Raw genomic sequence first — 20,853 nt, 5'->3', positions numbered from 1 at the left:
ATTGGTAGGAGGTCCGATGCGTCGACTCCCGCTCGTCGTCCTCGTCCTGACCGCCCTGCTCGTCGGCACCCCGGCCGCCGCGCAGGCCCGGCCCGACCCGGCCGCCGCGCAGGCCCGGCCCGACCCGGCCGCCGCGCAGGCCCGGCCCGACCCGGCCGCCGCGGCCCGGATCCTCGCCGAGATCCACACCGCCGGCACGACCTGGGGCCTCGATCCGGCCACCGGCCGCATGACCCTCACCGTCGACGACACCGTCACCGGCCGCGACCTGGCCGCGCTGCGGGACACCGCGGCCCGGGCCGGCGCCGTGCTCCGCCACGAACCCGGGCGCCTCAGCACCCTGATCGCGGGTGGCCAGGCCATCTACGGCGGCGGTGGCCGATGCTCGCTCGGCGCCAACGTACGCAGCGGCACGACCTGGTACTTCGTCACCGCCGGTCACTGCGCCAGCATCGCCGGCACCTGGTACGCCGACCCCGCCGGCGCCACCGTGCTCGGCGTGCGGACCGGCAGCAGCTTCCCCGGCAACGACTACGGCGTGGTGCGCTACACCGGCACCGTCGCCCACCCGAGCGCCGTGTACACCTACCCGGGCCTGCTCACCGTCACCGGCACCGCCAGCGCCACCATCGGCCTGGCGGTCTGCCGCAGCGGGTCCACCACCGGTGTGCGGTGCGGCGTCATCACGGCGTTGAACCAGACCGTCAACTACGCCGAGGGCGCCGTGTACGGCCTCATCCGCACCAACATCTGCGCCGAACCGGGCGACAGCGGCGGCCCGCTCTACGTGGCCGCCACGGGCCGGATCATCGGTCTCCTCTCCGGCGGAAGCGGCAACTGCACCAGCGGCGGCACGAGCTTCTACCAGCCGATCGGCGAGATCCTCGCCGCGTACGGGCTGACCATCCCCTGACGGCGACCGGCCCGGGCGAGCAGGCCCCCTCCCGAGCGGACCCGGTGGAGGGGGCCCTGCCGACGCGGTCGCCTCACGACCCGCCCACGGGCGCCCGGTCGAGGAAGAGCAGCCGCGCGCGCTTGTCCGGCAGGTCGACGAGGGGGCCGAGCCGGAATCCGGTCCGCAGCAGCCGCGCGATCATCTTCTCGTTGCGCGCGTCCGGCTCGGCCACGAGCCGCGACCGGGCCGGGTCGGCCCAGACGAAGTCGAGCAGCGCGCCGAGCAGCCGCCCGGTGAACCCCGGCTCGACCCGCTCCGGCGGGCCCACGAGCAGGTGCAGCCCGAGGTCCCCCGGCCGCACCGGATAGCAGGCGCCGACGGGGTCGGCGGCCGGCTCGTACGTCTGCAGCAGCGCCGCCGGCCGCCCGTCCCGGTGCACGAGGTAGGCGTGGTGCGTCGTGAGCGAGTCCAGGTACGCGTAGATCTCCCGGACCCGCTCCCGGCTGGCGTAGCGCATGCCCCAGAACCGGGCCCGCTCCTGCGTCACCCAGCCGTGCAGCAGGTCGGCGTCGCGGTCCGGGTCGACGGGACGGATGGTGACCCGCCCGAGCCCGGCGACCAGCCGGTCGTCGTGGTGCCGCGCGTCAGCGCCGGCCGGGGTGGCGGCGTCGGCCGGGTCAGTGGACATCGCGCTCCTCGGTGAGCTGGTCCCAGTCGGTGGTCACCGGCAGCAGGTCGCCGGCCAGCCAGGCCGGCGTCTGGTCCCGGTGGTGCGGGTGGCCGGGCACCCCGGCGGCGCCGAACGGCACCACCCAGCGGCTGCGGGAGCGGTCCCCGAGGTCCCACACGAAGCGCGCCGCCGGCCCCCGCAGGCAGTGGTGCGTGACCCCGGGCGTGCTGGAGGTGGCGAGGACGCAGTCGTGGTCACCCGCCAGCGGCGGGCCGGCGCCCTCGTCCGGCCCGGGCAGCGCCCGCCACGGGGCGAGCCGGTGCAGCTCACCCCAGGGCGGCGGACCGTCGGCGTACGCGCCGGCCACCTCCTCGACGGCGGCGCGCACCAGGGCCTCCGGGTCGCCGGCGGGCAGCAGCCCGCAGGCCAGCACCGCCTCCAGCGCGAGGGCCACCCGCGGCGTGAGCGCCAGCCAGGGTTGGAACACCTCGGGGTACGCCGGTGGGTCGGCGAGCGGGGCCAGCGCCGGGTGCGCCGCGACCCGCCGCACCAGGGCGGCCCGGACCAGCGCGTACGCGGCCGCGTCGCGGCTGTCGGCGGCCATCCGGCGATCCCAGCGCAGCAGCCGGTCGCGCAGCGCCGTGGCCGCCGGACCGAGCCCGGTGAGCGCGCCGAGCCGGGCCAGCAGCGGTTCCGCCGCGCCGAGGTGCGTGTCGGTGTGCACCGACGCCATCGCCTCGGCCGTCCAGTCGGATCCGGCGTCGAGCAGCTCGCGGATCCGGTCCGCCCGGTACGGCGGGGCGAACTCGACCCCGAGCGGCGCGGCCAGCTCACGCGCGTTGGCCATCACCGCCCGGCCGCGCACCTCGGCGCGGGGCATCGGGGCGTACCAGCCCCGCCAGGCGTGCTCCCGCACCCAGGCGGGCACCACGCGCAGCCGGTTCGCCGGGTGCCGCAGCGGCACGGCCCCGGCCACCCGGTGCAGCAGCCCACCGGCGGTGTCGGCGGCCTGGAGCACGTTGACCGGCTCGATCCAGTGGTCGACCGCCGCGTCCACGTCGGCCACCGTGCGGGCGCGCAGCAGCGCCGGCAGCGCGGCGAAGCCCAGGTCGGCCCGCACCCGGGGCGGGTGGCGCAGGCTGATTCCCGTCCCGTCGTCCGGGCCGCCGGCGACCACCGGCCCCCGCGCGGTCTCCACGGCCTCGACCTCGACCGGGCCGCCGCCGGCCACCTCCACGACCTCGGTGTGCGCGGCGGCCGGCTCCCAGCCGTCCGGGCCGTACGCCTCCACGGCGCCACCCCGGCGGCGCAACCGCTCGGCGTAGAGGTCCTGGTAGTCGGCCATCGCGTTGGTGATGGCCCAGGCCACGCCGCCGGTGTGCCCGAAGTGGGCGATGCCGGGCACCCCGGGAACGGCCAAGCCGACCACGTCGTACTCGGGGCAGGCCAACCGGATCTGCTGGTACACGCCCGGGTCCTCGATGAACCGGTGCGGGTCACCGGCGAGCAGCGCCGCGCCCGAGGCCGTCCGGTCGCCGGCCAGCAGCCAGCCGTTGCTGCCGGCGGTGGCCGGCGAGTCGGCCTCGAACAGGGAGATCCACCGCTCGCCGAGCCGACCGGCGACGTGCTCCCGCCACAGCTTCGTGGGCACGTTCGCGAAGAGGACGTGGTGGGACAGCCACACGGCCAGCGGCGTCCACGGCTCCCACCGGCCGGGTGCCAGCCCGACGGCGGCGAACTCGGGCGTCCGGGCGGCCCCGGCGGGCAGCCCGGCGTTGACCCCGTCGACGTAGCCGCGTACCCAGGCGGCGGTGGCGGGATCGAGCGCCGCGTAGCAGCGGCGGGCCGTGTCGGCCAACCTCGCCTGCCGCGCGAAGCGGTCCCACCCCACGGCCCCGGCGCCGAGGAACGACGCGCTGGTGCCCTGCGCGCGGTGCCGCTCCACCTCGAGCTGCCACGCCCGGTCGTACGCCGTCACCCGGCCCTGCGCCACCACGAGCGCGTGGGCGTCGGCCGCGCGCAGGTGCGGGACGCCCCACGGGTCGCGGAGGACGCGTACGGTCACGCCGGCCCCGGGGCGAGGGTCGTGGCCCGCCGCCGGGCGGACGGGACGACCAGCGGCGTCCCGGTCTCCGGGTCGTCGATCACCCGGCAGGGCAGCCCGAAGACCTCCGCCACCAGCTCGGCGGTGACCACCTCGCCGGGCGGGCCGGCGGCGACGACCCGGCCGTCGCGCATCGCGATCAGGTGCGTGGCGTACCGGGCGGCGTGGTTCAGGTCGTGCAGCACCGCGACGAGGGTGCGCCCCTGCTCATCGTGCAGCCGGGCGCAGAGGTCGAGGATCTCGATCTGGTGGGCGATGTCGAGGTAGGTGGTCGGCTCGTCGAGCAGCAGCAGCGGCGTCTGCTGGGCCAGGGCCATGGCGAGCCACACCCGCTGGCGCTGCCCACCGGACAGCTCGTCCACCGCCCGGTCGGCGAGGTCGTCGACGCCCGTGGCGGCCATCGACTCCTCGACCACCCGCTCGTCCTCGCGCGACCACTGCCGCAGCAGGCCCTGGTGCGGGTAGCGGCCCCGCGCCACCAGCTCCGACACGGTGATGCCGTCCGGCGCGATGGACGACTGCGGCAGCAACCCGAGCGTGCGGGCCACCTGGCGGGCCGACCGGCGGTGGATGTCCTCGCCGTCGAGCAGCACCGCGCCGGCCGTGGGCTTCAGCATCCGGGACAGCGCCCGCAGCAGCGTCGACTTCCCGCACGCGTTGGGGCCGATGACGACCGTGAACGACCGGTCCGGGACGGCGACGGTCAACCCCTCGGCGATGGTGCGCCGGTCGTAGGCGAGGGTCATCCCGGTGCCGCTCAGGCGGGAGGTGCCGGCCTCCATCAGTGGTGCTCCGTTCTCGTCGTACGTCACCGCGCCGTCGGTGTTCGCGGGGCTCGCAGGCTCACTCCTCGCGCTCACAGCCGCCCGGCCCTTCGTTCCACCGCCAGCAGCCACACCAGGTACGCCCCGCCCACGGCGCCGGTGATCGCGCCCGCCGGGAGCTGGTGGTCGGCGAACACCCGTTGCCCCAGCAGGTCGGCCCCCACGAGCAGGGTGGCGCCCACGCACATCGCGGGGAGCAGGTTCGGCCCGGGGGAGCGGGTGAGTCGCCGGGCGACGTGCGGGGCGGTGAGCGCCACGAACGACACCGGCCCGGCGGCCGCCGCCGCGAAGGCGACCAGCAGCACCGCCGCGCCGAGCAGCACGAGGCGCAGCCGCCGTACGGGGACGCCGAGCGCGGCGGCCGTGTCGTCGCCCATCTCCATCATCCGCAGCGCCGGACCGCAGCCGAGCAGCACCAGCGGGGTGAGCACCGCGAGCACCACGAGCAGCGGGGTGGCGTCGGACCAGCCCCGCCCGTCGAGGCTGCCGGTGAGCCAGAGCACCGCGCGGGCGGCGTCCATCAGCGGGGCCCGGGTGAGCAGGTAGCCGTTGATCCCGGTGAGGATCGCGTTGAGGCCGATGCCGACCAGGACCAGCCGGTAGCCGTGCACGCCGGTGCGGGCGACGAGGGCGTACACGAGCAGGCCGGTGGCCAGCCCGCTGGCCACCGCGGCGCCGGACAGGGCGAGGCTGCTGCCGCCCAGCACGACCACCACGAGCGCGCCGGTCGACGCGCCCTGGGTGAACCCGAGCATGTCGGGGCTGCCCAGCGGGTTGCGCACCAGCGACTGGAAGACCGCGCCGGCCAGCGCCAGGGCCGCGCCGACCAGCAGGGCCGTGACGAGCCGGGGCAGCCGCAGCTCGTGGATGATGAACTCCTCGGCCGGGGTGCCGCCGCCGGTGAGGGTGCGCAGCACGTCGGCCGGGCTCATCGGGTAGTCGCCGCCGGCGACGGCCAGGACGCCGAGGCCGGCGGCGAGCAGGGCGCAGCCGGCGCCGACGACCAGCGCGCGGGGGCGGAACCGCAGGGAGAGCCCGCCCGGGGTACGCAGCACGGTCACGGGCGGGTCACCCTCCTGCGCAGCACCAGCCAGAGGAAGAGCGGGCCACCGAGCACGGCCGTCACCATGCCCACCTGGAGTTCGCCGGGGCGGCCCAGCACCCGGCCCAGCACGTCGGCGCCGAGCAGCAGCACCGGCGACAGCACCGCGCAGTACGGCAGCAGCCAGCGCAGGTCGGGCCCGGTGACGGCGCGCACCAGGTGCGGCACGAGAAGGCCGACGAAGACGATGGGGCCGCAGGCGGCGGTCGCCGCGCCGCAGAGCAGCGTGACCGCCGCGATGACGGCCGCCCGGATCAGCGCCGGACGCGCGCCGAGCGCCCGGGCCGCGTCGTCGCCGAGGGCCAGCGCGTTGAGCGGGCGGGCGGTGGCGAGCGCCACCAGCAGCCCGGCGGCGACGAACGGGGCCACCCGGCGGACGGTCGCCGCGTCGGCGCTGGCCAGCGAGCCGACCGTCCAGAAGCGCAGCCGGTCCAGCGAGGCGGCGTCGAGCAGCATGGCGGCGCTCACGTACGAGTACAGGGTCGCGTTGAGCGCGGCCCCGGCCAGCGCGAGGCGGGCCGGGGTGGCTCCCCGCCCGCCACCGACGGCGTACACGAGCGCGGTGACGGCCGCCGCGCCGAGCAGCGCGAACCACACGTACCCGTTGAGCGCGGTCACGCCGAGCAGCGCCGCCGTGGCCACCGCCGCGGAGGCCCCGGCGTTGATGCCGAGCAGCCCCGGATCGGCGAGGGGGTTGCGGGTGAGCGCCTGCATGACCGCGCCGGCCAGGCCGAGCGCCGTGCCGGCGAGCAGGCCGAGCAGCGTCCGCGGCAGCCGCATCTGGTGGACGACGGCGTACTCGGCCGCGTCGGGGTGCCACAGGCCCGACCAGACGTCGGCGACGGGAAGCTGCTTCGCGCCCACCGCGACGCTGAGCACGGCGACGGCCGCGAGCAGCGCCACCGCGGCGGCGAGGCCGACGCCCCGCAGCGCGGTCCGGCCGCGCCGGGCCGGGGGCGGGGACTCCGCCGCGCCGACACTCGGCGCTGATGACTGGAGGACGGACAGTGTGGGCTCCGGGGTGAGAGAAACGCCGAACGCGACTTGACAGCGATTTAGGTTAGGTTAACCTAACCGCGCTGTCCATGGTCGCTCGACCCCGATGGAAAGACTCCGCCATGCCTGACTCCCTGTCCGCACGTCGCCTCTCCCGTCGTGGCCTCCTGGCCGGCGGGGCCGCCACCTTCGCCCTCCTCATGGCCGGCTGCGGCAGCGACGGCGACTCCGCCAAACCGGACGCGAGCGGAAGCGGGGGGCCCTGGTCGTTCACCGACGACCGCAACGAGAAGGTGAGCGCCGCGAACCGCCCGACCCGCGTCGTCGCCTTCACCGGCACCGCCGCCGCGCTCGTCGACTTCGGACTCGACAAGCAGATCGTCGGCGTGTTCGGGGAGACGAAGCGCGCCGACGGCACGGCCGACCCGCAGGCCGGCGACCTGAACGTGGAGAGCGTGGAGATCCTCGGCAACGTGTGGGGCGAGTTCAGCGTCGAGAAGTACGCGGCCCTGCGCCCCGAGCTGCTCGTCACCCACATGTACGACCCCGGCGCGCTCTGGTACGTGCCGGACGAGAGCAAGGACAAGATCCTTCCGCTGGCGCCCAGCGTGGCGATCACCACGGCCCGCGTGCCGATGACCACGCCGATCGAGCGGTACGCGCAGCTCGCCGAGTCCCTCGGCGCGGACCTGTCGGCGAAGAGGGTCACCGACGCGAGGGCGCGCTTCGAGGCGGCGGCCGAGTCGGTCCGCCAGGCCGTGAAGGCCAACCCGGGCCTCAAGGTGATGGCCGCCTCCGGCAGCCCCGACCTGTTCTACGTCTCCAACCCGAAGGTCAGCACCGACCTCATGTACTTCGCCGAACTCGGCGTCGACATCGTGGTGCCCACCAAGCTCGAGTCGGGCGACTACTTCGAGGCGCTCAGCTGGGAGAACGCCGGCAAGTTCCCCGCCGACCTGATCCTGCTCGACAACCGCAGCACCGCCCTGCAGCCGAAGGACCTCGCCGCCAAGCCCACCTGGGGGCAGCTGCCGGCGGTCAAGGCCAACCAGGTCACGCCGTGGGACGCGGTGCCGCGCTTCTCGTACGCGGGCGCCGCCCCGCTGCTGGAGAACCTGGCGACCGCCATCCGGTCCGCGAAGAAGGTCAGCTGATGGGGACGGCTCTCGCCCTCCAGTACCGCTTCTACACCGCCGAGGTCGCGGGCGTGCGGCGGATCGGCGCCAGCACCATCCGGGTCACCTTCGGCGGACCCGACCTGGCCGGGTTCGCCGGCGGCGGCCGGGACCAGAGCGTCTCGCTGTTCCTGCCGCACCCGGGCCAGGCCGCCCCGGTCGTCCCCGTCGAGGAGGGGGAGGACTGGTTCGGCGCGTACCGCGCGCTCGACCCGGACGTGCGGGCGGTCATGCGCTCGTACACGGTCCGGGCGCAGCGCCCGGAGTCCGCCGAGGTGGACATCGACTTCGTGAGCCACGGCGACACCGGCCCGGCCACCCGCTGGGCCAACCGCGCCCGCCGGGGCGACCGGGTGGTCCTGCTCGGCCCGGCGGTCCCCGAGAACCGCAGCGTCTGCTTCCAGCCGCCGGACGACACCGGGCTGATCCTCCTCGCCGCCGACGAGACCGCGCTGCCGGCGGTCGGCGGCATCCTGGACTGGCTCCCCGCCGGCGCCCGCGTCCGGGCCTTCGTCGAGGTGCCCGACGCCGCCGACATCCAGCGGCTACCCACCGAGGCGCAGGCCGAGGTGAGCTGGATCGTCCGGGGCGCCACCCCGCCCGGCAGCGGCCTGCTGGTCGACGCCGTCCGGGCCGCCCGGCTGCCGGCCGTCCCCACCCCGTACGCCTGGATCGCCGGCGAGTCGTCGATGGTCCGGGCGCTGCGCCGGCACCTCGTGAACGAACGCGGCATCGACCGGCGCCGCGTCACCTTCTCCGGCTACTGGCGCCGCGGCGCCTCGGAGGACGCCCTCCGCGCCGAGGCGTACGCCGTGGCCGCCTGACCACCCCCGCACCGGCCGTGCGGGCAGGCGCCCGCACGGCCACCGTCCCGCCCCGCCGCCGCACCCCGGCGGCCGATGCCGCCTGCCCGGCATCCACCGTCCGCAACCGAGCGTGGAGGACCTGCCCATGAGTCTGTCGGGACGTACCGCCGAGGCCCCGGCGGCCCCACCCGGCCCGTCGGCCGCCCGGGCCCACCTGCTGAACGCCGGAACCGTCGCGCGCTACCGCGCCACCGTCGCCGACGGTGTCGACCGGGTGGCCCGGCGGGTGGCCGGCGCCGACCGGCCGTTCACCGGCGTGGCACCGGGTGAGCTGGCCCCGCGGGTCGCGGGGATCGACCTGGACCGGCCGCTCGGCGACGCCGGCGCGGCCCTCGACGAACTGGAGGACGTCTACCTGCGCGACGCCGTCTGGTTCCACCACCCCCGCTACCTGGCGCACCTGAACTGCCCCGTGGTGATCCCCGCCCTGCTCGGCGAGGCGGTGCTCAGCGCCGTGAACTCGTCGCTGGACACCTGGGACCAGAGCGCCGGCGCCACACTCATCGAGCGGCGGCTCGTCGACTGGACGGCGCAGCGGATCGGGCTCGGCCCCGCCGCCGACGGCGTCTTCACCAGCGGCGGCAGCCAGTCGAACCTCCAGGCGCTGCTGCTGGCCCGGGAGGAGGCCTGCGCGGCCGCGCAGGGCCACGACGCCCGCCGGGACCTGCTGCCCCGGCTGCGCGTGCTCACCTCGACGGCCGGGCACTTCAGCGTCCAGAAGTCGGCGAAGCTGCTCGGGCTGGCGGCGGACGCGGTGGTGACCGTCCCCACCGACGCGCAGCGGCGGATGATCCCGGCCGCGCTGCGCCGCGAACTCGACAGCTGCCGACGCGACGGCTCGGTGGTGATGGCCGTGGTGGCCACCGCCGGCACCACCGACTTCGGCTCGATCGACCCGCTGGACGAGATCGCCGCGATCTGCGCGGCGGCCGGTGTGTGGCTGCACGTCGACGCCGCGTACGGCTGCGGGCTGCTGGTGTCGCCGACCCGCCGGCACCTGCTCGACGGCATCGAGCGGGCCGACTCGGTGACCGTCGACTACCACAAGTCCTTCTTCCAGCCGGTCAGCTCCAGCGCGGTGCTGGTCCGCGACCGGCGGGTGCTGCGCCACGCCACCTACCACGCCGACTACCTCAACCCGGCCCGGATGGTCGAGCAGCGCATCCCCAACCAGGTCGACAAGAGCCTGCAGACCACCCGCCGCTTCGACGCCCTCAAGCTCTGGCTCACCCTGCGCGTCATGGGCCCGGACGCGCTGGGGGCCCTCTTCGACGAGGTGGTGGAGCGGGCCGCCGGCGCCTGGGAGCTGATCAGCGAGGACCCCCGGTTCGAGGTGGTGACCCGCTCGCCGCTGAGCACCGTCGTGTTCCGGTACCTGCCCACCGGCCCGGGCCGGGGCCTGGCCGACGCGGCCAACCTGTACGCGCGGGAGGCGCTGGCCGCCAGCGGCGCCGCGCTGATCGCCGGCACCACCGTGGACGGCCGGCAGTTCCTCAAGTTCACCCTGCTCAACCCCGAGACCACCCTCGACGACGTCGGGCACGTGATCCAGCTCATCGCCGCGCACGCGGGCCGGTACGTGCGCGAGCGGACCGAGCTGGCCTGCCAGGTCGGCTGACCACCGTGATCCCCCGGGAGGGCCGGATGTCCACGCACGACTTCATCGCCATCGGCCTGGGCCCGTACAACCTGGGCCTGGCCTGTCTCACCGCGCCGATCCCCGAACTGGACGGCGTGTTCCTCGAGGCCCGGCCGGGCGTCGACTGGCACCCCGGCATGCTGCTGTCCTCGGCCCGGTTGCAGACGCCGTTCCTGGCCGACCTGGTGAGCCTCGCCGACCCCACCTCGCCGTTCTCGTTCCTCAACTACCTCAAGGAGACCGGCCGGCTCTACCCGTTCTACATCCGGGAGAGCTTCTACCCGCTGCGCAGCGAGTTCAGCGCCTACTGCCGCTGGGCCGCCGCGAAGCTGCCCAACCTGCGGTTCGACCACGAGGTCACGACCGTCGAGTACGACCCGGCGGACGACCGGTACGTCGTGCACGCCCGGGTCGACGGGGGAGAGACGGTCACGTACCGGGCCCGGCACCTGGTGCTCGGCACCGGCACCCCGCCGTACGTCCCGCCCGCCTGCGAGGGGCTGGGCGGCGATCCGGTGCACACGTCGCGCTACCTCGAACACCGGGCGGCGCTGCGGACGAAGCGGAGCATCACGGTGATCGGCAGCGGGCAGAGCGCCGCGGAGATCTACCACGACCTGCTCGGCGACATCGACACGTACGGCTACCAGCTCAACTGGGTGACCCGCTCGCCCCGCTTCTTCCCCCTCGAGTACACCAAGCTCACGCTGGAGATGACCTCACCGGACTACGTGGACTACTTCCACGCGCTGCCGGAGGCGACCCGCTACCGGCTGGAGTCCGAGCAGAAGGGCCTGTTCAAGGGGATCAGCGCCGACCTCGTCGACGACATCTTCGACCTGCTGTACGAGCGCAGCGTGCCCGGCCCCGTGAACACCCGGCTGCTCACCAACACCGAACTGGTCACCGCCGCGCACGACGCGGCCACCGGCACGTACACCCTCGGGCTGCGGCACGTGGAGCAGGAGCGCGACTTCACCCTGCGCACCGAGGCGCTCGTGCTGGCCACCGGCTACCGCTACCGGACCCCGGCGTTCCTGGAGCCGGTGCGGGACCGGATCCGCTGGGACGCGCACGGCCGGTTCGACGTGGCCCGCAACTACAGCATCGACCACACCGGACGGGGCATCTTCCTCCAGAACGCCGGCACCCACACGCACAGCATCACCTCGCCCGACCTGGGCATGGGGCCGTACCGCAACTCGTGGATCATCCGGGAGCTGCTGGGCCGCGAGCACTACCCGATCGAGAAGAGCATCACCTTCCAGGAGTTCGGCGCGCCGGCGGGGGTGGCACCGTGAGCCCGGTCTTCACGAGGCGCGACCCGAGGCTGGGGGAGTTCGCCCTCCGGCCGGTCGACCCGGACGCCGACGCGCGGCTGCTGCACCGGTGGGTGACCCACCCGAAGGCGGTGTTCTGGCTCATGCAGGACGCCGACGTGGCCCAGGTGGCGCGGGAGTACCGCCGCATCGCCGACCACCCGCACCACGACGCGTACCTCGGGCACTGGCGGGGCGAGCCCGCGTTCCTCGCCGAACGCTACGACCCCGCCCACGTCGAACTCGTCGGCCTGTACGAGGCCCGCCCCGGCGACGTGGGCATGCACTTCCTCTGCGCGCCCACCGACGCCCCGGTGCACGGCTTCACCCGCGCCGTGATCACGACGGTCGTGGCCTGGCTCTTCGCCGACCCCGCGACCCGCCGGGTGGTGGTCGAGCCGGACGTCCGCAACACCGCCGTCCACGCGCTGAACGCCGCCGTCGGCTTCGAGGTCGTCGGCACCGTCGCCAAACCCGAGAAGGACGCCCTGTTGAGCATCTGCACCCGCGACCGCTTCCACGCCGCCACCGGCCGCCGCGACCCCGCCGCGCCGGCCTCCCGCACGGACGGAGTGCCCGCGTGAGCACGTTCGACCCCGTCGCCCACCTCACCCCGGCGCACTGGGCGCGCGCCAACCGCCTGCTGGTCCGCAAGGCGCTCGCCGAGTTCGCCCACGAACGGCTGCTCACCCCGCGGCCCGTCGCCGCGCCCGCCGGCGCCGCGCCCGCCGCCGGCGCCCGGTGGTACGCGGTGGCCAGCGACGACGGCGCGGTCACCTACCGCTTCGCGGCCCGGGTGCGGGCCCTCGAACACTGGCAGATCGACGCGGCGAGCATCACCCGCCACCGCGACGGCGGGGAACTCCCGCTGGACGCCGTCGACCTCGTCCTCGACCTGCGCGCGTCGCTCGGGCTCTCCGACCGGGTTCTGCCGGTCTACCTGGAGGAGATCACGTCCACCCTGGCCGGCATCGCCTACAAGCTCGACCGGCCGCCGGTGACCGCGAAGGAACTCGCCGTCGCCGACTTCCAGACCATCGAGACCTTGATGACCGAGGGGCACCCCTGCTTCGTGGCCAACAACGGCCGCCTCGGCTTCGGCATCGACGAGTACCACCGGTACGCGCCGGAGGCGGGCCGGCCGGTGCGGCTCGTCTGGCTCGCGGCCCACCGTGACCACGCGTCGTTCAGCGCCGCCGCGGACCTCGACTACGACACCCTCGTGGCGGGCGAGCTCGGCGCGGAGACCCTGGACCGGTTCGCCGCCGTCATGGCCGGCCTCGGCCTCGACCTCGCCGACTACCTGCTCATCCCCGTCCACCCGTGGCAGTGGCGGCACAAGCTGTCCGTCACCTTCGCCGGCGAGGTGGCCCGACGCCGCCTCGTCCACCTCGGCCCCGGCCCGGACGAGCACCTCGCCCAGCAGTCCGTCCGCACCTTCTTCAACCTCACCGAGCCGCGGCGGCACTACGTCAAGACCGCGCTGTCGGTGCTCAACATGGGCTTCATGCGGGGCCTGTCGGCCGCGTACATGGAGGCGACGCCCGCCATCAACGACTGGCTCGCCGACCTGGTGGCCGGCGACGAGGTGTTCGCCGCCACCGGCATCAGCATCATCCGGGAGCGGGCCGCCGTCGGTTACCGGCACCCGCAGTACGAGGCGGCCACCGACCGCTACTCCCCGTACCGCAAGATGCTCGCCGCGCTGTGGCGGGAGAGCCCCGTGCCGAGCCTGGCGCCGGGCCGGCGGCTGGCCACCATGGCCGCGCTGCTGCACGTCGACCGCGACGGCGGATCCCTCGCCGCGGCCCTGATCGACCGGTCGGGCCTCGCGCCGGAGGTGTGGCTGCGCCGGTACCTGGACGCCTACCTGACTCCGCTGCTGCACGCCTTCTACGCCTACGACCTGGCGCTCATGCCGCACGGCGAGAACGTCATCATGGTGCTCGACGAGCGGGACACGGTCGAGCGGGTCATCTTCAAGGACATCGCCGAGGAGATCGTCGTGATGAGCGCCGACCGCCCGCTGCCCCCGGCGGTCGAGCGGATCCGGGCCGACGTGCCGGAGGAGATGAAGCTGTTGTCCATCTTCACCGACGTGGTGGACTGCTTCCTGCGGCACCTCGCCGCGATCCTCGACGAGGTGGGCACGCTCGGCGAGGAGTCCTTCTGGCGTACGGTGGCCGCCTGCGCGGCCGACTACCTGGCGAGCGTCCCGCACCTGGCCGAGCGCGCCCGCCGGTACGACCTGTTCGCCCCCGAGTTCGCGCTGTCCTGTCTCAACCGTCTCCAGTTGCGCGACAACCAGCAGATGGTGGACCTCGCCGACCCGTCGGCGGCGCTCCAGCTCGTCGGCACGCTGGCCAACCCGCTCGCGCCGTACGCGCCGGGGCGGTGAGGCGGCCGTCCATGATCCACCCAAACGCGGCCCGGTGGCGGCCACCGCGTTGAATGGCGGGCATGATCCTGCTGCGCACCCTGACCCTGATCGCCGCGACGGTGACCACCGGGCTGATGGCCGGCCTGTTCGCCGCCTTCGCCTACTCCGTCATGCCCGGCCTGGCCCGGGCCGACGACCGGACCCTGGTCGTGGCGATGCAGCGCATCAACGAGTCCATCCTGAACGGCTGGTTCTTCGTCTGCTTCTTCGGCGCGTTGGTGTTCACGGGCGCGGCCGCCGCGCTGCACCTGGGCGGCGCGTGGACGCCCGTGCTGCCGTGGATCGTCGCGGCGCTGCTGCTCTACGTGGTCGTCCTGGTGGTCACCATGGCCGTCAACGTGCCGCTCAACGAGGCGCTCGCCCGGGCCGGCGACCCCGACCGGCTCACCGACCTCCCGGCGGTGCGGGACCGGTTCGCCCCCGCCTGGATCCGGTGGAACCTGGTGCGGGCGTTCGCCTCGACGGCCGCGTTCGCGCTGCTCACCTGGGCCCTGGTAGCGCACGGTAGGGTCGCCGGCTGACCGACTCGCCGCCCCGGGCGCCAGCGCCGCCGCCCGGCCCGCCGCCCCCGTCGCCCGGCCCGCCGCCCGCTCCATCGCGGTCGGCCGGCGCCGCCGCACGGCGGCCACCGGCGGCCCGTACGGCGGCGAGGGCGAACGTGACCCGGGTCAGCCCGAGGGCGCCCGCCAGCACGGCGGCGGCCACCGCCGCGTGACCGGCGTCCGGCGCCCACAGCAGCACCGTGCCCAGCCCGCCCAGGTACGCGGGCAGCCCCCACAGCACGGCGCCGGCCAGGGCGGCGCAGCCGACCGCCCAGACGGCGGCCGTGACCAGCGCCCGGACGACCGGTGGCGGCCCGTCGCGGCGCCGGCGCACGCCGCGTACGACGGTCATGGCGATCACGACGAGGAGCAGGCCGGCGACGCCGAACAACGCGGGGGCCACCGCGAGCAGCATGCCGTCCTCCGCCGCCGGCGCGGGTGGCGCGCCGAGCAGGATCCGCACGAGGTCGAAGCCGGCGGAGACGAGCGCCGGGTCGGCCGCCGGATGGTAGAGGTTGGCCAGCACGATCACGGCCAGGTCCGTGCCGGGGACGAGCACCAGGTGCGTGAAGTAGCCGGGGGTGGCGCCCGCGTGCCACACCAGCCGCGTCCCGCCGACGTCGTCCAGCGTGCTCTCCCGCCAGCCGAGGGCGTACCGGCCGCCGCCGGCGGTGACCTGACCCTGGTGCATCCGCGCGACGCCGGCGGGCGACAACACCCGCGCCGACCCGTACCGGCCGTCGTCGAGCTGGGCGATCGCGAAGTGGCCGAGATCGGTGAGGCTGGCGGCCAGGTAGCCGTACGGGACGCCGGAGGTGTCGTACGGCGGGTCGAAGCGTTGCGGCCGGCCGAGGTAGCGGCGGTGCCCGGCGGGTAGCCCCACCCGCTCCGCCTCGTCGGCCGTGGCGGCCGCCTGCCGCATCAGCAACGGGTCGAGCACCGCCCGGTGGAGCTGCTCGGCGAACGTGCGGCCGGTGACCGCCTCGACGATCGCGCCGAGCACCAGGTAGTTCCCGTCGCTGTACCGGTGCTGGCCGCCCGGCGGCCCGGCCAGCGGCACGTCGGCGAGGTCCCGCACCGACCGGGCCAGCCCGCCCGGGCTGTTGTCGAAACGGTCCGTGAGGCCCCTCGTGGCCACCTCGGGGAGCCCGCTCGTGTGGGTGAGCAGGTGCCGGACGGTCACCCGCCCACTCGTCGTCTCGTCACCGAGGCGCAGCCACGGCAGGTACGCGCGGGCCGGTGCGTCGAGGTCGACCGATCCGGCCTCGGCGAGCTGCAGCACCGCGAGCGCGGTGAACGGCTTGCTCACCGACCCGAGCAGGAAGGGGGTCCGCGGTGTCACCGGTGTCCCGTCGCCGGTGACGCCGAGCGTGTGCTCCTGCACGACCCGGTCGCCGCGTACGACGGCCACCGCGGGGCCCGGGATGTGGTTGGCGTCCCGGTAGCGGTCCAGGTACGCGCGCACCCGGGCGGTGTCGTCGGCGGCGGCGTACGCCGGCGGGCCGCCGGCCGGGACCAGGCAGGCGGCCGCGGCGACGAGGGCCGCCGCGCGGCGGAGCCGCTGTGCCGGGCGCCTCACGGCCGCGCTCATCCGATCTGGCTGAGCAGGCGCTCGAGTTCGGTGAGGCGCTCCCGGACCCGGCCGAGTTCGGCCTGGGTGGCCTGGACGTCCGACCGCAGCCCCTTCAGCTCCGCCACGGTCTGCCGGGAGTCCTCGGCCAGCCGGGCCTGCGTCTCGCCGGCCTGCTCGGCGAGACCCCGGTAGTGCGCCTCCCGGGCGGCGGAGTGCCGGGCCCGGTAGACGCCCAGCGCCACGAACGCCGTGATCGCCACCAGGGCGATCACCATCACGGTCGACGTGATGATCCCGACCTGGGCGATGTCGTCGCTTGCTGCCGTCATCACTTCTCGTCCTTTCCGGAGCCACCGGCTTCCAATGTCGGCACGGCCGCTGCGACCGTCGCGGGTGTCAGGGAGAGCGCGAAGGGCACGACCTCGAACCACTTCACGGAGCTGCCGTCGGGCGCCGTCTCGAGGGTGCCGACGACCAGTCCGGCCGCCTCCAGGCGTTGCAGGTGCATGTAGAGCAGAGGCCGGTTCATCTGGAGGCGGCGCGCCAGTTCGCTCACGTAGCTGCGGCCCTCGGCGAGCGCGGCGACGATCCGCAGCCGATGCGGGCTCGCGAGCGCGGCGAGCACGGCGAGCAGCTGCGTGCCGGTCGGCGGCGCGGCGTCCATTCGTCAGCCCTCCCGGTGTCAGTTATCTCTGACACCCCCCTGTCAGAAGATGCTGACACCCTGGGCGCGGAGGTGTCAAGGCGGGGACGACGACGTCGCGTCAGTCCCGGGCGAGGTCGGTGAGTTCCTGGTGCAGCAGGTCGGCCAGGTCGGTGTGCCGCTCCGGATGGCTGTCGGGGGTCATGCCGCGGCTGGGCATCTCCACGACCATCAGCAGGTAGAGGTACATCCGGTAGAGGCTGAGCCGGCGGGCCGCCGCGGCGTCGAGGTCGAGCGGCGCGGCGCTGCGGTAGCCGCGCAGCACCGGGTGATCGGGCTCGTCCTCCACCTTGCGCAGCAGCAGCGGCGAGACGAGGTCCATGAGCGGGTCGCCGTAGAGGAACCGTTCGCCGTCCACCAGGCCCGTGAGCCGTAGCCGCCCGTCGGGACCCGGGGCGGCGAGCACGTTGCCGTCCCACCCGTCGAAGTGCAGCAGCGCCGGCCGCCGTACCGCGTCCAGCGCCGGGGCGTGCCGCCCGACCAGCGCGCGGATCCACTCGGGTGCGGCCGGTAGCCGGACGTCCCAGTCGGCGGCGTCGGCGAGCAGCGCGTCCACCATGGCGCCGAACGCCTCCCGCCACGTCGCCCCGGACGGTCGGTGGGCGTCGTCGTAGCCGAACCGGGCACCGGTCACCGTGTGCAGGGCGGCGAGCGCCACGCCGCTGTCGAACCGTGCCGGTCCGTCGTCCACCCCGCCGTCGGCGGCCAGGTCGGCCAGGGACCGGCCGGGCAGCAGGCCCATCACGAGCCACTCGCCGTACGCCGGGTCGGCGCCGTGGTGCAGCAGCGGCGGCACCGGCACTCGCGGCGCGTGGGCGGCGACCAGCCGGAAGTAGCGGGCCTCCGCCGCGCAGAGGTCGCGCTCGTACCGGAGCAGCCGCGCGTCCGGCGGGGGCGCGACCTTCAGCACCGCCTCGCGGCCGTCGTCGAGGCGTACCCACCACACGGCGGCGAACCCGCCCCCACCGAGCGGTCCGCAGTCGGCCACCGCCGGCCCCGGACCGAACGAGGCGCGGACCAGCCGGGCCACCTCGTCGGGCGTGAGCCGGCGCTGGGTCGGGCTGTGGGCGCTCACCGGGGGCCGTCCGGGCGCGCCGGCGCGGGCATGATCACGTGCTGCGGCACAGGGCCACCGTAGACGCCGCCCGGCGCTCGCGTGGTCCCGCGATCGGTCGGTGTTCGGGCACCCGCGCGACCGACGAAACCCACCCGGCCGCCGGCGGCCCACCCGACCGACGAGGCCCACCCGGCGGAGGGCCGGGCGGCGCGGGAGGGCAGGATGGTGCGGGCCCGACACCCCCGACCGCCCGCGGAGCCCCGATGTTCACGCTGCCGCTCACCACCGACCTCGAGATGCGCCCGCTGGAACCGTGGCGGGCCGAGGAGTTCCTCACCCACCTCGACCGCGCCCGGGAGCACATCAGCCCGTGGGTGTCACCGTCCTTCGTGGCCACCGACCTCGAGTCGGCCCGTGCCGTCCTCCAGCGGTACGCCGACCGGTGGGCCCGCGACGCCGGCGGCATCTGGGGGCTGTGGTGGCGCGGCGACCTCGTCGGCGGGGTCATGTTCGTCTCGTTCGACGTCGCGCTCGGGGTGTGCGAGGTGGGCTGCTGGCTGGAGCCCGCCGCGGAGGGGCACGGCCTGGTGTTCCCGGCCGCGCGGCGGCTCATCGACTGGGCCGTGCGCGAGCGCGGCATCCACCGGGTGGAGTGGCGGACCAACGCGGCCAACGTGCGCAGCATCGCGCTCGCGCGCCGGTTGGGCCTGCGTCACGACGGTACGCTCCGCGAGGTCTACCCCGGCCCGTCCGGGCGGATCGACCTCGAGGTCTGGTCGGTGCTCGCCCCCGAGTGGCGGGCGGCGGTGCCGGCCGGGCCGCCCGGGGCGTCCGCCTGAGCCGCCGCTCAGGGCAGCGCCCTCAGGAAGGGGCCGTGGCTGAGCCGGAACTCCCAGGCGTAGTAGCGGTCCCAGTTGATCGACCAGGTCATGAGGCCGCGGAACGCGGGGTTGGTGCCGCTGCGGGGGACGTAGGCGCCGCAGCTCTGGCCGCGTACGAGGCAGTTCACGGCCGCCTGCACGCCGGCCGGGGCCAGGTAGCCGTTGCCGGCGCTCGGTGAGGACGGCGCGCCGAAGGCCACCTGGTCCTCCCGGAGCGGCGGGAAGACGGCGGAGGTGTTGCCGGCGACGGGGAAGCCGGCGAGCAGCATGTCGGTCATCGCCACGTGGAAGTCGGCGTTGCCCATCGTGTGGTACTGGTTGTCGAGCCCCATGATCGGGCCGGAGTTGTAGTCCTGCACGTGCAGCACGGTGATGTCGTCGCGCAGGGCGTGGATCACCGGCAGGTACGACCCGGCGCGCGGGTCCTGCCCGCCCCACGGGCCCGGGCCGTAGAACTGGTAGCCGAGCTGGACGAAGAACGTCTCCGGCGCCATGGTCAGGACGAAGCCCGCGCCGTAGCGCTGCTTCAGGGTGCGGATGGCCGCGATCAGGTTGACGACCACCGGCGTGGTCGGGTTGCGGAAGTCGGTGTCGCCGGCGTTCAGGTAGAGCGAGTGCCCCTCGAAGTCGATGTCGAGGCCGTCGAGCCCGTAGCGGTCGATGATGGCCGAGACGGAGCGGACGAAGGTGTCGCGGGCGGCGGTGGTGGTGAGCTGCACCTGGCCGTTCTGTCCACCGATGGAGAGCAGTACCTTCCTGCCCTGCTGCTGCTTCGCGCGGATCGCCGCGACGAACTCGGCCTCGGTCTCCACCCCGGGGCACTCGCTGGCGGGGCAGAGCGCGAAGCGGATGTCACCGGAGGTCGGTGAGGTGGGCTCGCCGAAGGCGAGGTTGATGATGTCCCAGTCCGACGGTACGTCGGCCATCCGCAGGTAGCCCGAGCCGTTGGCGAAGGTGGCGTGCAGGTAGCCGATCAGCGCGTGGCGGGGCAGCCCGCCGGGCGGCGGGGTGGTCGGGGGAGGGGTCGTCGGCGGGGGCGTCGTGGGCGGGGGCGTCGTGGTCGGCGGGGTGGTCGGTGTGCCGCCGCCGCAGGGCGCGCCGTTGAGCGTGCAGTCGGTGGGGGAGCCGGAGCCGGTGGCCAGGAAGCCGAAGGTGACCGACGCCCCGGGCGCGACGGTGCCGTTCCACGACCGGTTCGTGAAGGTGTGGCGCTGCCCGGAGCTGCTCACCGTGGCGTCCCAGTAGGAGCCGAGCGTGGTGCCGGCGGGCAGGGTGAAGGCGACCTGCCAGCCGGTGAGGGTGGCGGGGCCGTCGTTGGTGATGGTGTACCTCCCCTCCCACCCGGTGCCCCAGTCGGCGGTCTTCACGAACGTGGCGGTCGGGCCGGCGGCCTGCGCGGGCGCGGCGACGGCGAGGGTGACGGCGGCGGCGGTGGCGAGCGCGGCCGCGGCGGCCAGCAGCGTACGGGCATGACGACGCATCCGGACCTCCCGGTACGAGGGCCGTCGGATCGACGGATGCACAATTATTAGGATTGTTAACTGTAGATGTCCAGGGCTCCGGGCTCCCCGTTCTGTCGCACCCCGGCGGCACCATGCATCCATGGCTGTCCCCGCCTCCACCCCTCGTTCCGACCAGCCGCGCACCCTGCCGCTGCGCGAGGTGCGCACCCGGCTCACCCAGCTCGTCGCCCTCGCCGAGCTGACCGACACCGTCACCGTGGTGACCCGCGACGGCGACCCGCGTCCCGTCGCCGCCATCGTGCCGGCCGGCGCCGCCCGCACGATGGCGCAGACCCGGGCCGACGCCGACCGGCTCGCCGCCGTCACCAGCGGTTGGGCCCGCCGCCTCGACGAGCTGCGCCGCCAGAGCGGCAGACGGCACGCCGCCGAGCTGGGCACGCTTCGCGCCGCGTTGGCGCAGGCGTGGGCCGAACTCGACCGGCGGGCCGCGCCGGGCGGCGACCCGGCCCTGGCCCGGCTCCGCGCCGCCCACGCCGACCTGCTCGCCGACTGAGCCCGCCGCCGGTGTCCCCGGCGGTCGGCCGTGGGCCGGCGTCCTCCGGCG

Annotated in this window: 20 protein-coding genes; 10 read left to right on the top strand and 10 right to left on the bottom strand. The window is 75.1% G+C overall.

Going from position 1 to position 20,853, the window contains the following annotated elements; genetic code table 11:
* Window positions 1-16 precede the first annotated feature (16 nt).
* The gene (locus tag D7I43_RS00335; protein ID WP_120326312.1) at window positions 17-913 is read left to right on the top strand and encodes a S1 family peptidase; all 897 of its coding nucleotides are present in this window, start codon (window positions 17-19) and stop codon (window positions 911-913) included.
* Window positions 914-986: 73 nt separating this feature from the next.
* Here D7I43_RS00335 and D7I43_RS00330 read toward each other — a convergent pair whose 3' ends face one another.
* The 5 genes from D7I43_RS00330 to D7I43_RS00310 all read right to left on the bottom strand — a co-directional run bounded on the left by D7I43_RS00330 (window position 987) and on the right by D7I43_RS00310 (window position 6,498).
* Entirely contained in the window at window positions 987-1,583 is a 597-nt protein-coding gene (locus D7I43_RS00330) for a GNAT family N-acetyltransferase (protein WP_120326311.1), read from the bottom strand.
* Window positions 1,573-3,630 (bottom strand): penicillin acylase family protein, encoded by a 2,058-nt coding sequence (locus tag D7I43_RS00325; RefSeq protein ID WP_120326310.1) that lies wholly within the window; start codon window positions 3,628-3,630, stop codon window positions 1,573-1,575. Before D7I43_RS00325 ends, D7I43_RS00330 begins: the two co-directional genes overlap by 11 nt.
* Window positions 3,627-4,415: an ABC transporter ATP-binding protein gene (locus D7I43_RS00320; protein ID WP_204985127.1), complete on the bottom strand. Its 789-nt coding sequence runs from the start codon at window positions 4,413-4,415 to the stop codon at window positions 3,627-3,629. Before D7I43_RS00320 ends, D7I43_RS00325 begins: the two co-directional genes overlap by 4 nt.
* A gap of 110 nt (window positions 4,416-4,525) precedes the next feature.
* Complete coding sequence (locus D7I43_RS00315; protein WP_120326309.1) at window positions 4,526-5,554, bottom strand: FecCD family ABC transporter permease; 1,029 nt, start codon at window positions 5,552-5,554, stop codon at window positions 4,526-4,528.
* Window positions 5,551-6,498: a FecCD family ABC transporter permease gene (locus D7I43_RS00310; protein WP_120326308.1), complete on the bottom strand. Its 948-nt coding sequence runs from the start codon at window positions 6,496-6,498 to the stop codon at window positions 5,551-5,553. Before D7I43_RS00310 ends, D7I43_RS00315 begins: the two co-directional genes overlap by 4 nt.
* Before the next feature lie 215 nt (window positions 6,499-6,713).
* Here D7I43_RS00310 and D7I43_RS00305 point away from each other — a divergent pair, with 215 nt between their 5' ends.
* The 7 genes from D7I43_RS00305 (at window position 6,714) to D7I43_RS00275 (ending at window position 14,551) form a co-directional block, all read left to right on the top strand.
* Window positions 6,714-7,745: an ABC transporter substrate-binding protein gene (locus tag D7I43_RS00305; protein ID WP_120326307.1), complete on the top strand. Its 1,032-nt coding sequence runs from the start codon at window positions 6,714-6,716 to the stop codon at window positions 7,743-7,745.
* Window positions 7,745-8,590: a siderophore-interacting protein gene (locus tag D7I43_RS00300; protein ID WP_120326306.1), complete on the top strand. Its 846-nt coding sequence runs from the start codon at window positions 7,745-7,747 to the stop codon at window positions 8,588-8,590. Before D7I43_RS00305 ends, D7I43_RS00300 begins: the two co-directional genes overlap by 1 nt.
* 127 nt (window positions 8,591-8,717) lie before the next feature.
* Window positions 8,718-10,250 carry a pyridoxal phosphate-dependent decarboxylase family protein gene (locus D7I43_RS00295; protein WP_120326305.1) on the top strand — a complete coding sequence of 511 codons (1,533 nt, stop codon included), beginning with the start codon at window positions 8,718-8,720 and terminating at the stop codon, window positions 10,248-10,250.
* 26 nt (window positions 10,251-10,276) lie between these two features.
* A complete protein-coding gene (locus tag D7I43_RS00290; RefSeq protein ID WP_120326670.1) occupies window positions 10,277-11,572 on the top strand; it encodes a lysine N(6)-hydroxylase/L-ornithine N(5)-oxygenase family protein in 1,296 nt (431 codons plus the stop codon).
* Window positions 11,569-12,174 (top strand): GNAT family N-acetyltransferase, encoded by a 606-nt coding sequence (locus D7I43_RS00285; RefSeq protein ID WP_120326304.1) that lies wholly within the window; start codon window positions 11,569-11,571, stop codon window positions 12,172-12,174. The genes D7I43_RS00290 and D7I43_RS00285 overlap by 4 nt, the downstream gene beginning before the upstream one ends.
* Window positions 12,171-13,988 (top strand): IucA/IucC family protein, encoded by a 1,818-nt coding sequence (locus D7I43_RS00280; protein WP_120326303.1) that lies wholly within the window; start codon window positions 12,171-12,173, stop codon window positions 13,986-13,988. The genes D7I43_RS00285 and D7I43_RS00280 overlap by 4 nt, the downstream gene beginning before the upstream one ends.
* 62 nt (window positions 13,989-14,050) lie before the next feature.
* The gene (locus D7I43_RS00275) at window positions 14,051-14,551 is read left to right on the top strand and encodes an anthrone oxygenase family protein (RefSeq protein WP_192902032.1); all 501 of its coding nucleotides are present in this window, start codon (window positions 14,051-14,053) and stop codon (window positions 14,549-14,551) included.
* On the opposite strand, the gene D7I43_RS00270 is transcribed toward D7I43_RS00275, so the two are convergent.
* The 4 genes from D7I43_RS00270 to D7I43_RS00255 all read right to left on the bottom strand — a co-directional run bounded on the left by D7I43_RS00270 (window position 14,511) and on the right by D7I43_RS00255 (window position 17,923).
* Window positions 14,511-16,151 carry a serine hydrolase domain-containing protein gene (locus tag D7I43_RS00270; protein ID WP_158610053.1) on the bottom strand — a complete coding sequence of 547 codons (1,641 nt, stop codon included), beginning with the start codon at window positions 16,149-16,151 and terminating at the stop codon, window positions 14,511-14,513. The genes D7I43_RS00275 and D7I43_RS00270 overlap by 41 nt on opposite strands.
* A gap of 8 nt (window positions 16,152-16,159) precedes the next feature.
* On the bottom strand, window positions 16,160-16,474 hold the full coding sequence (locus D7I43_RS00265; protein ID WP_120326300.1) for a hypothetical protein: 315 nt from the start codon (window positions 16,472-16,474) through the stop codon (window positions 16,160-16,162).
* Window positions 16,474-16,809 (bottom strand): ArsR/SmtB family transcription factor, encoded by a 336-nt coding sequence (locus D7I43_RS00260; protein WP_120326299.1) that lies wholly within the window; start codon window positions 16,807-16,809, stop codon window positions 16,474-16,476. The genes D7I43_RS00265 and D7I43_RS00260 overlap by 1 nt, the downstream gene beginning before the upstream one ends.
* 100 nt (window positions 16,810-16,909) lie before the next feature.
* Window positions 16,910-17,923: a phosphotransferase family protein gene (locus D7I43_RS00255; protein WP_120326298.1), complete on the bottom strand. Its 1,014-nt coding sequence runs from the start codon at window positions 17,921-17,923 to the stop codon at window positions 16,910-16,912.
* A gap of 245 nt (window positions 17,924-18,168) precedes the next feature.
* Between D7I43_RS00255 and D7I43_RS00250 the strand changes: the two genes are divergently transcribed.
* Window positions 18,169-18,744 (top strand): GNAT family N-acetyltransferase, encoded by a 576-nt coding sequence (locus tag D7I43_RS00250; RefSeq protein WP_120326297.1) that lies wholly within the window; start codon window positions 18,169-18,171, stop codon window positions 18,742-18,744.
* 8 nt (window positions 18,745-18,752) lie between these two features.
* On the opposite strand, the gene D7I43_RS00245 is transcribed toward D7I43_RS00250, so the two are convergent.
* Window positions 18,753-20,267: a chitinase gene (locus D7I43_RS00245; protein WP_120326296.1), complete on the bottom strand. Its 1,515-nt coding sequence runs from the start codon at window positions 20,265-20,267 to the stop codon at window positions 18,753-18,755.
* A 121-nt stretch (window positions 20,268-20,388) separates the two neighbouring features.
* Between D7I43_RS00245 and D7I43_RS00240 the strand changes: the two genes are divergently transcribed.
* Window positions 20,389-20,802, top strand: coding sequence for a type II toxin-antitoxin system Phd/YefM family antitoxin (locus D7I43_RS00240; RefSeq protein ID WP_120326295.1), 414 nt, complete (start codon window positions 20,389-20,391; stop codon window positions 20,800-20,802).
* Window positions 20,803-20,853 lie beyond the last annotated feature (51 nt).

Source organism: Micromonospora globbae (assembly GCF_003610785.1).
GTDB classification, from domain to species: domain Bacteria; phylum Actinomycetota; class Actinomycetes; order Mycobacteriales; family Micromonosporaceae; genus Micromonospora; species Micromonospora globbae.
Note: the sequence above shows the minus strand (reverse complement) of the source record. Positions and strands in the feature narration are given on the sequence as shown.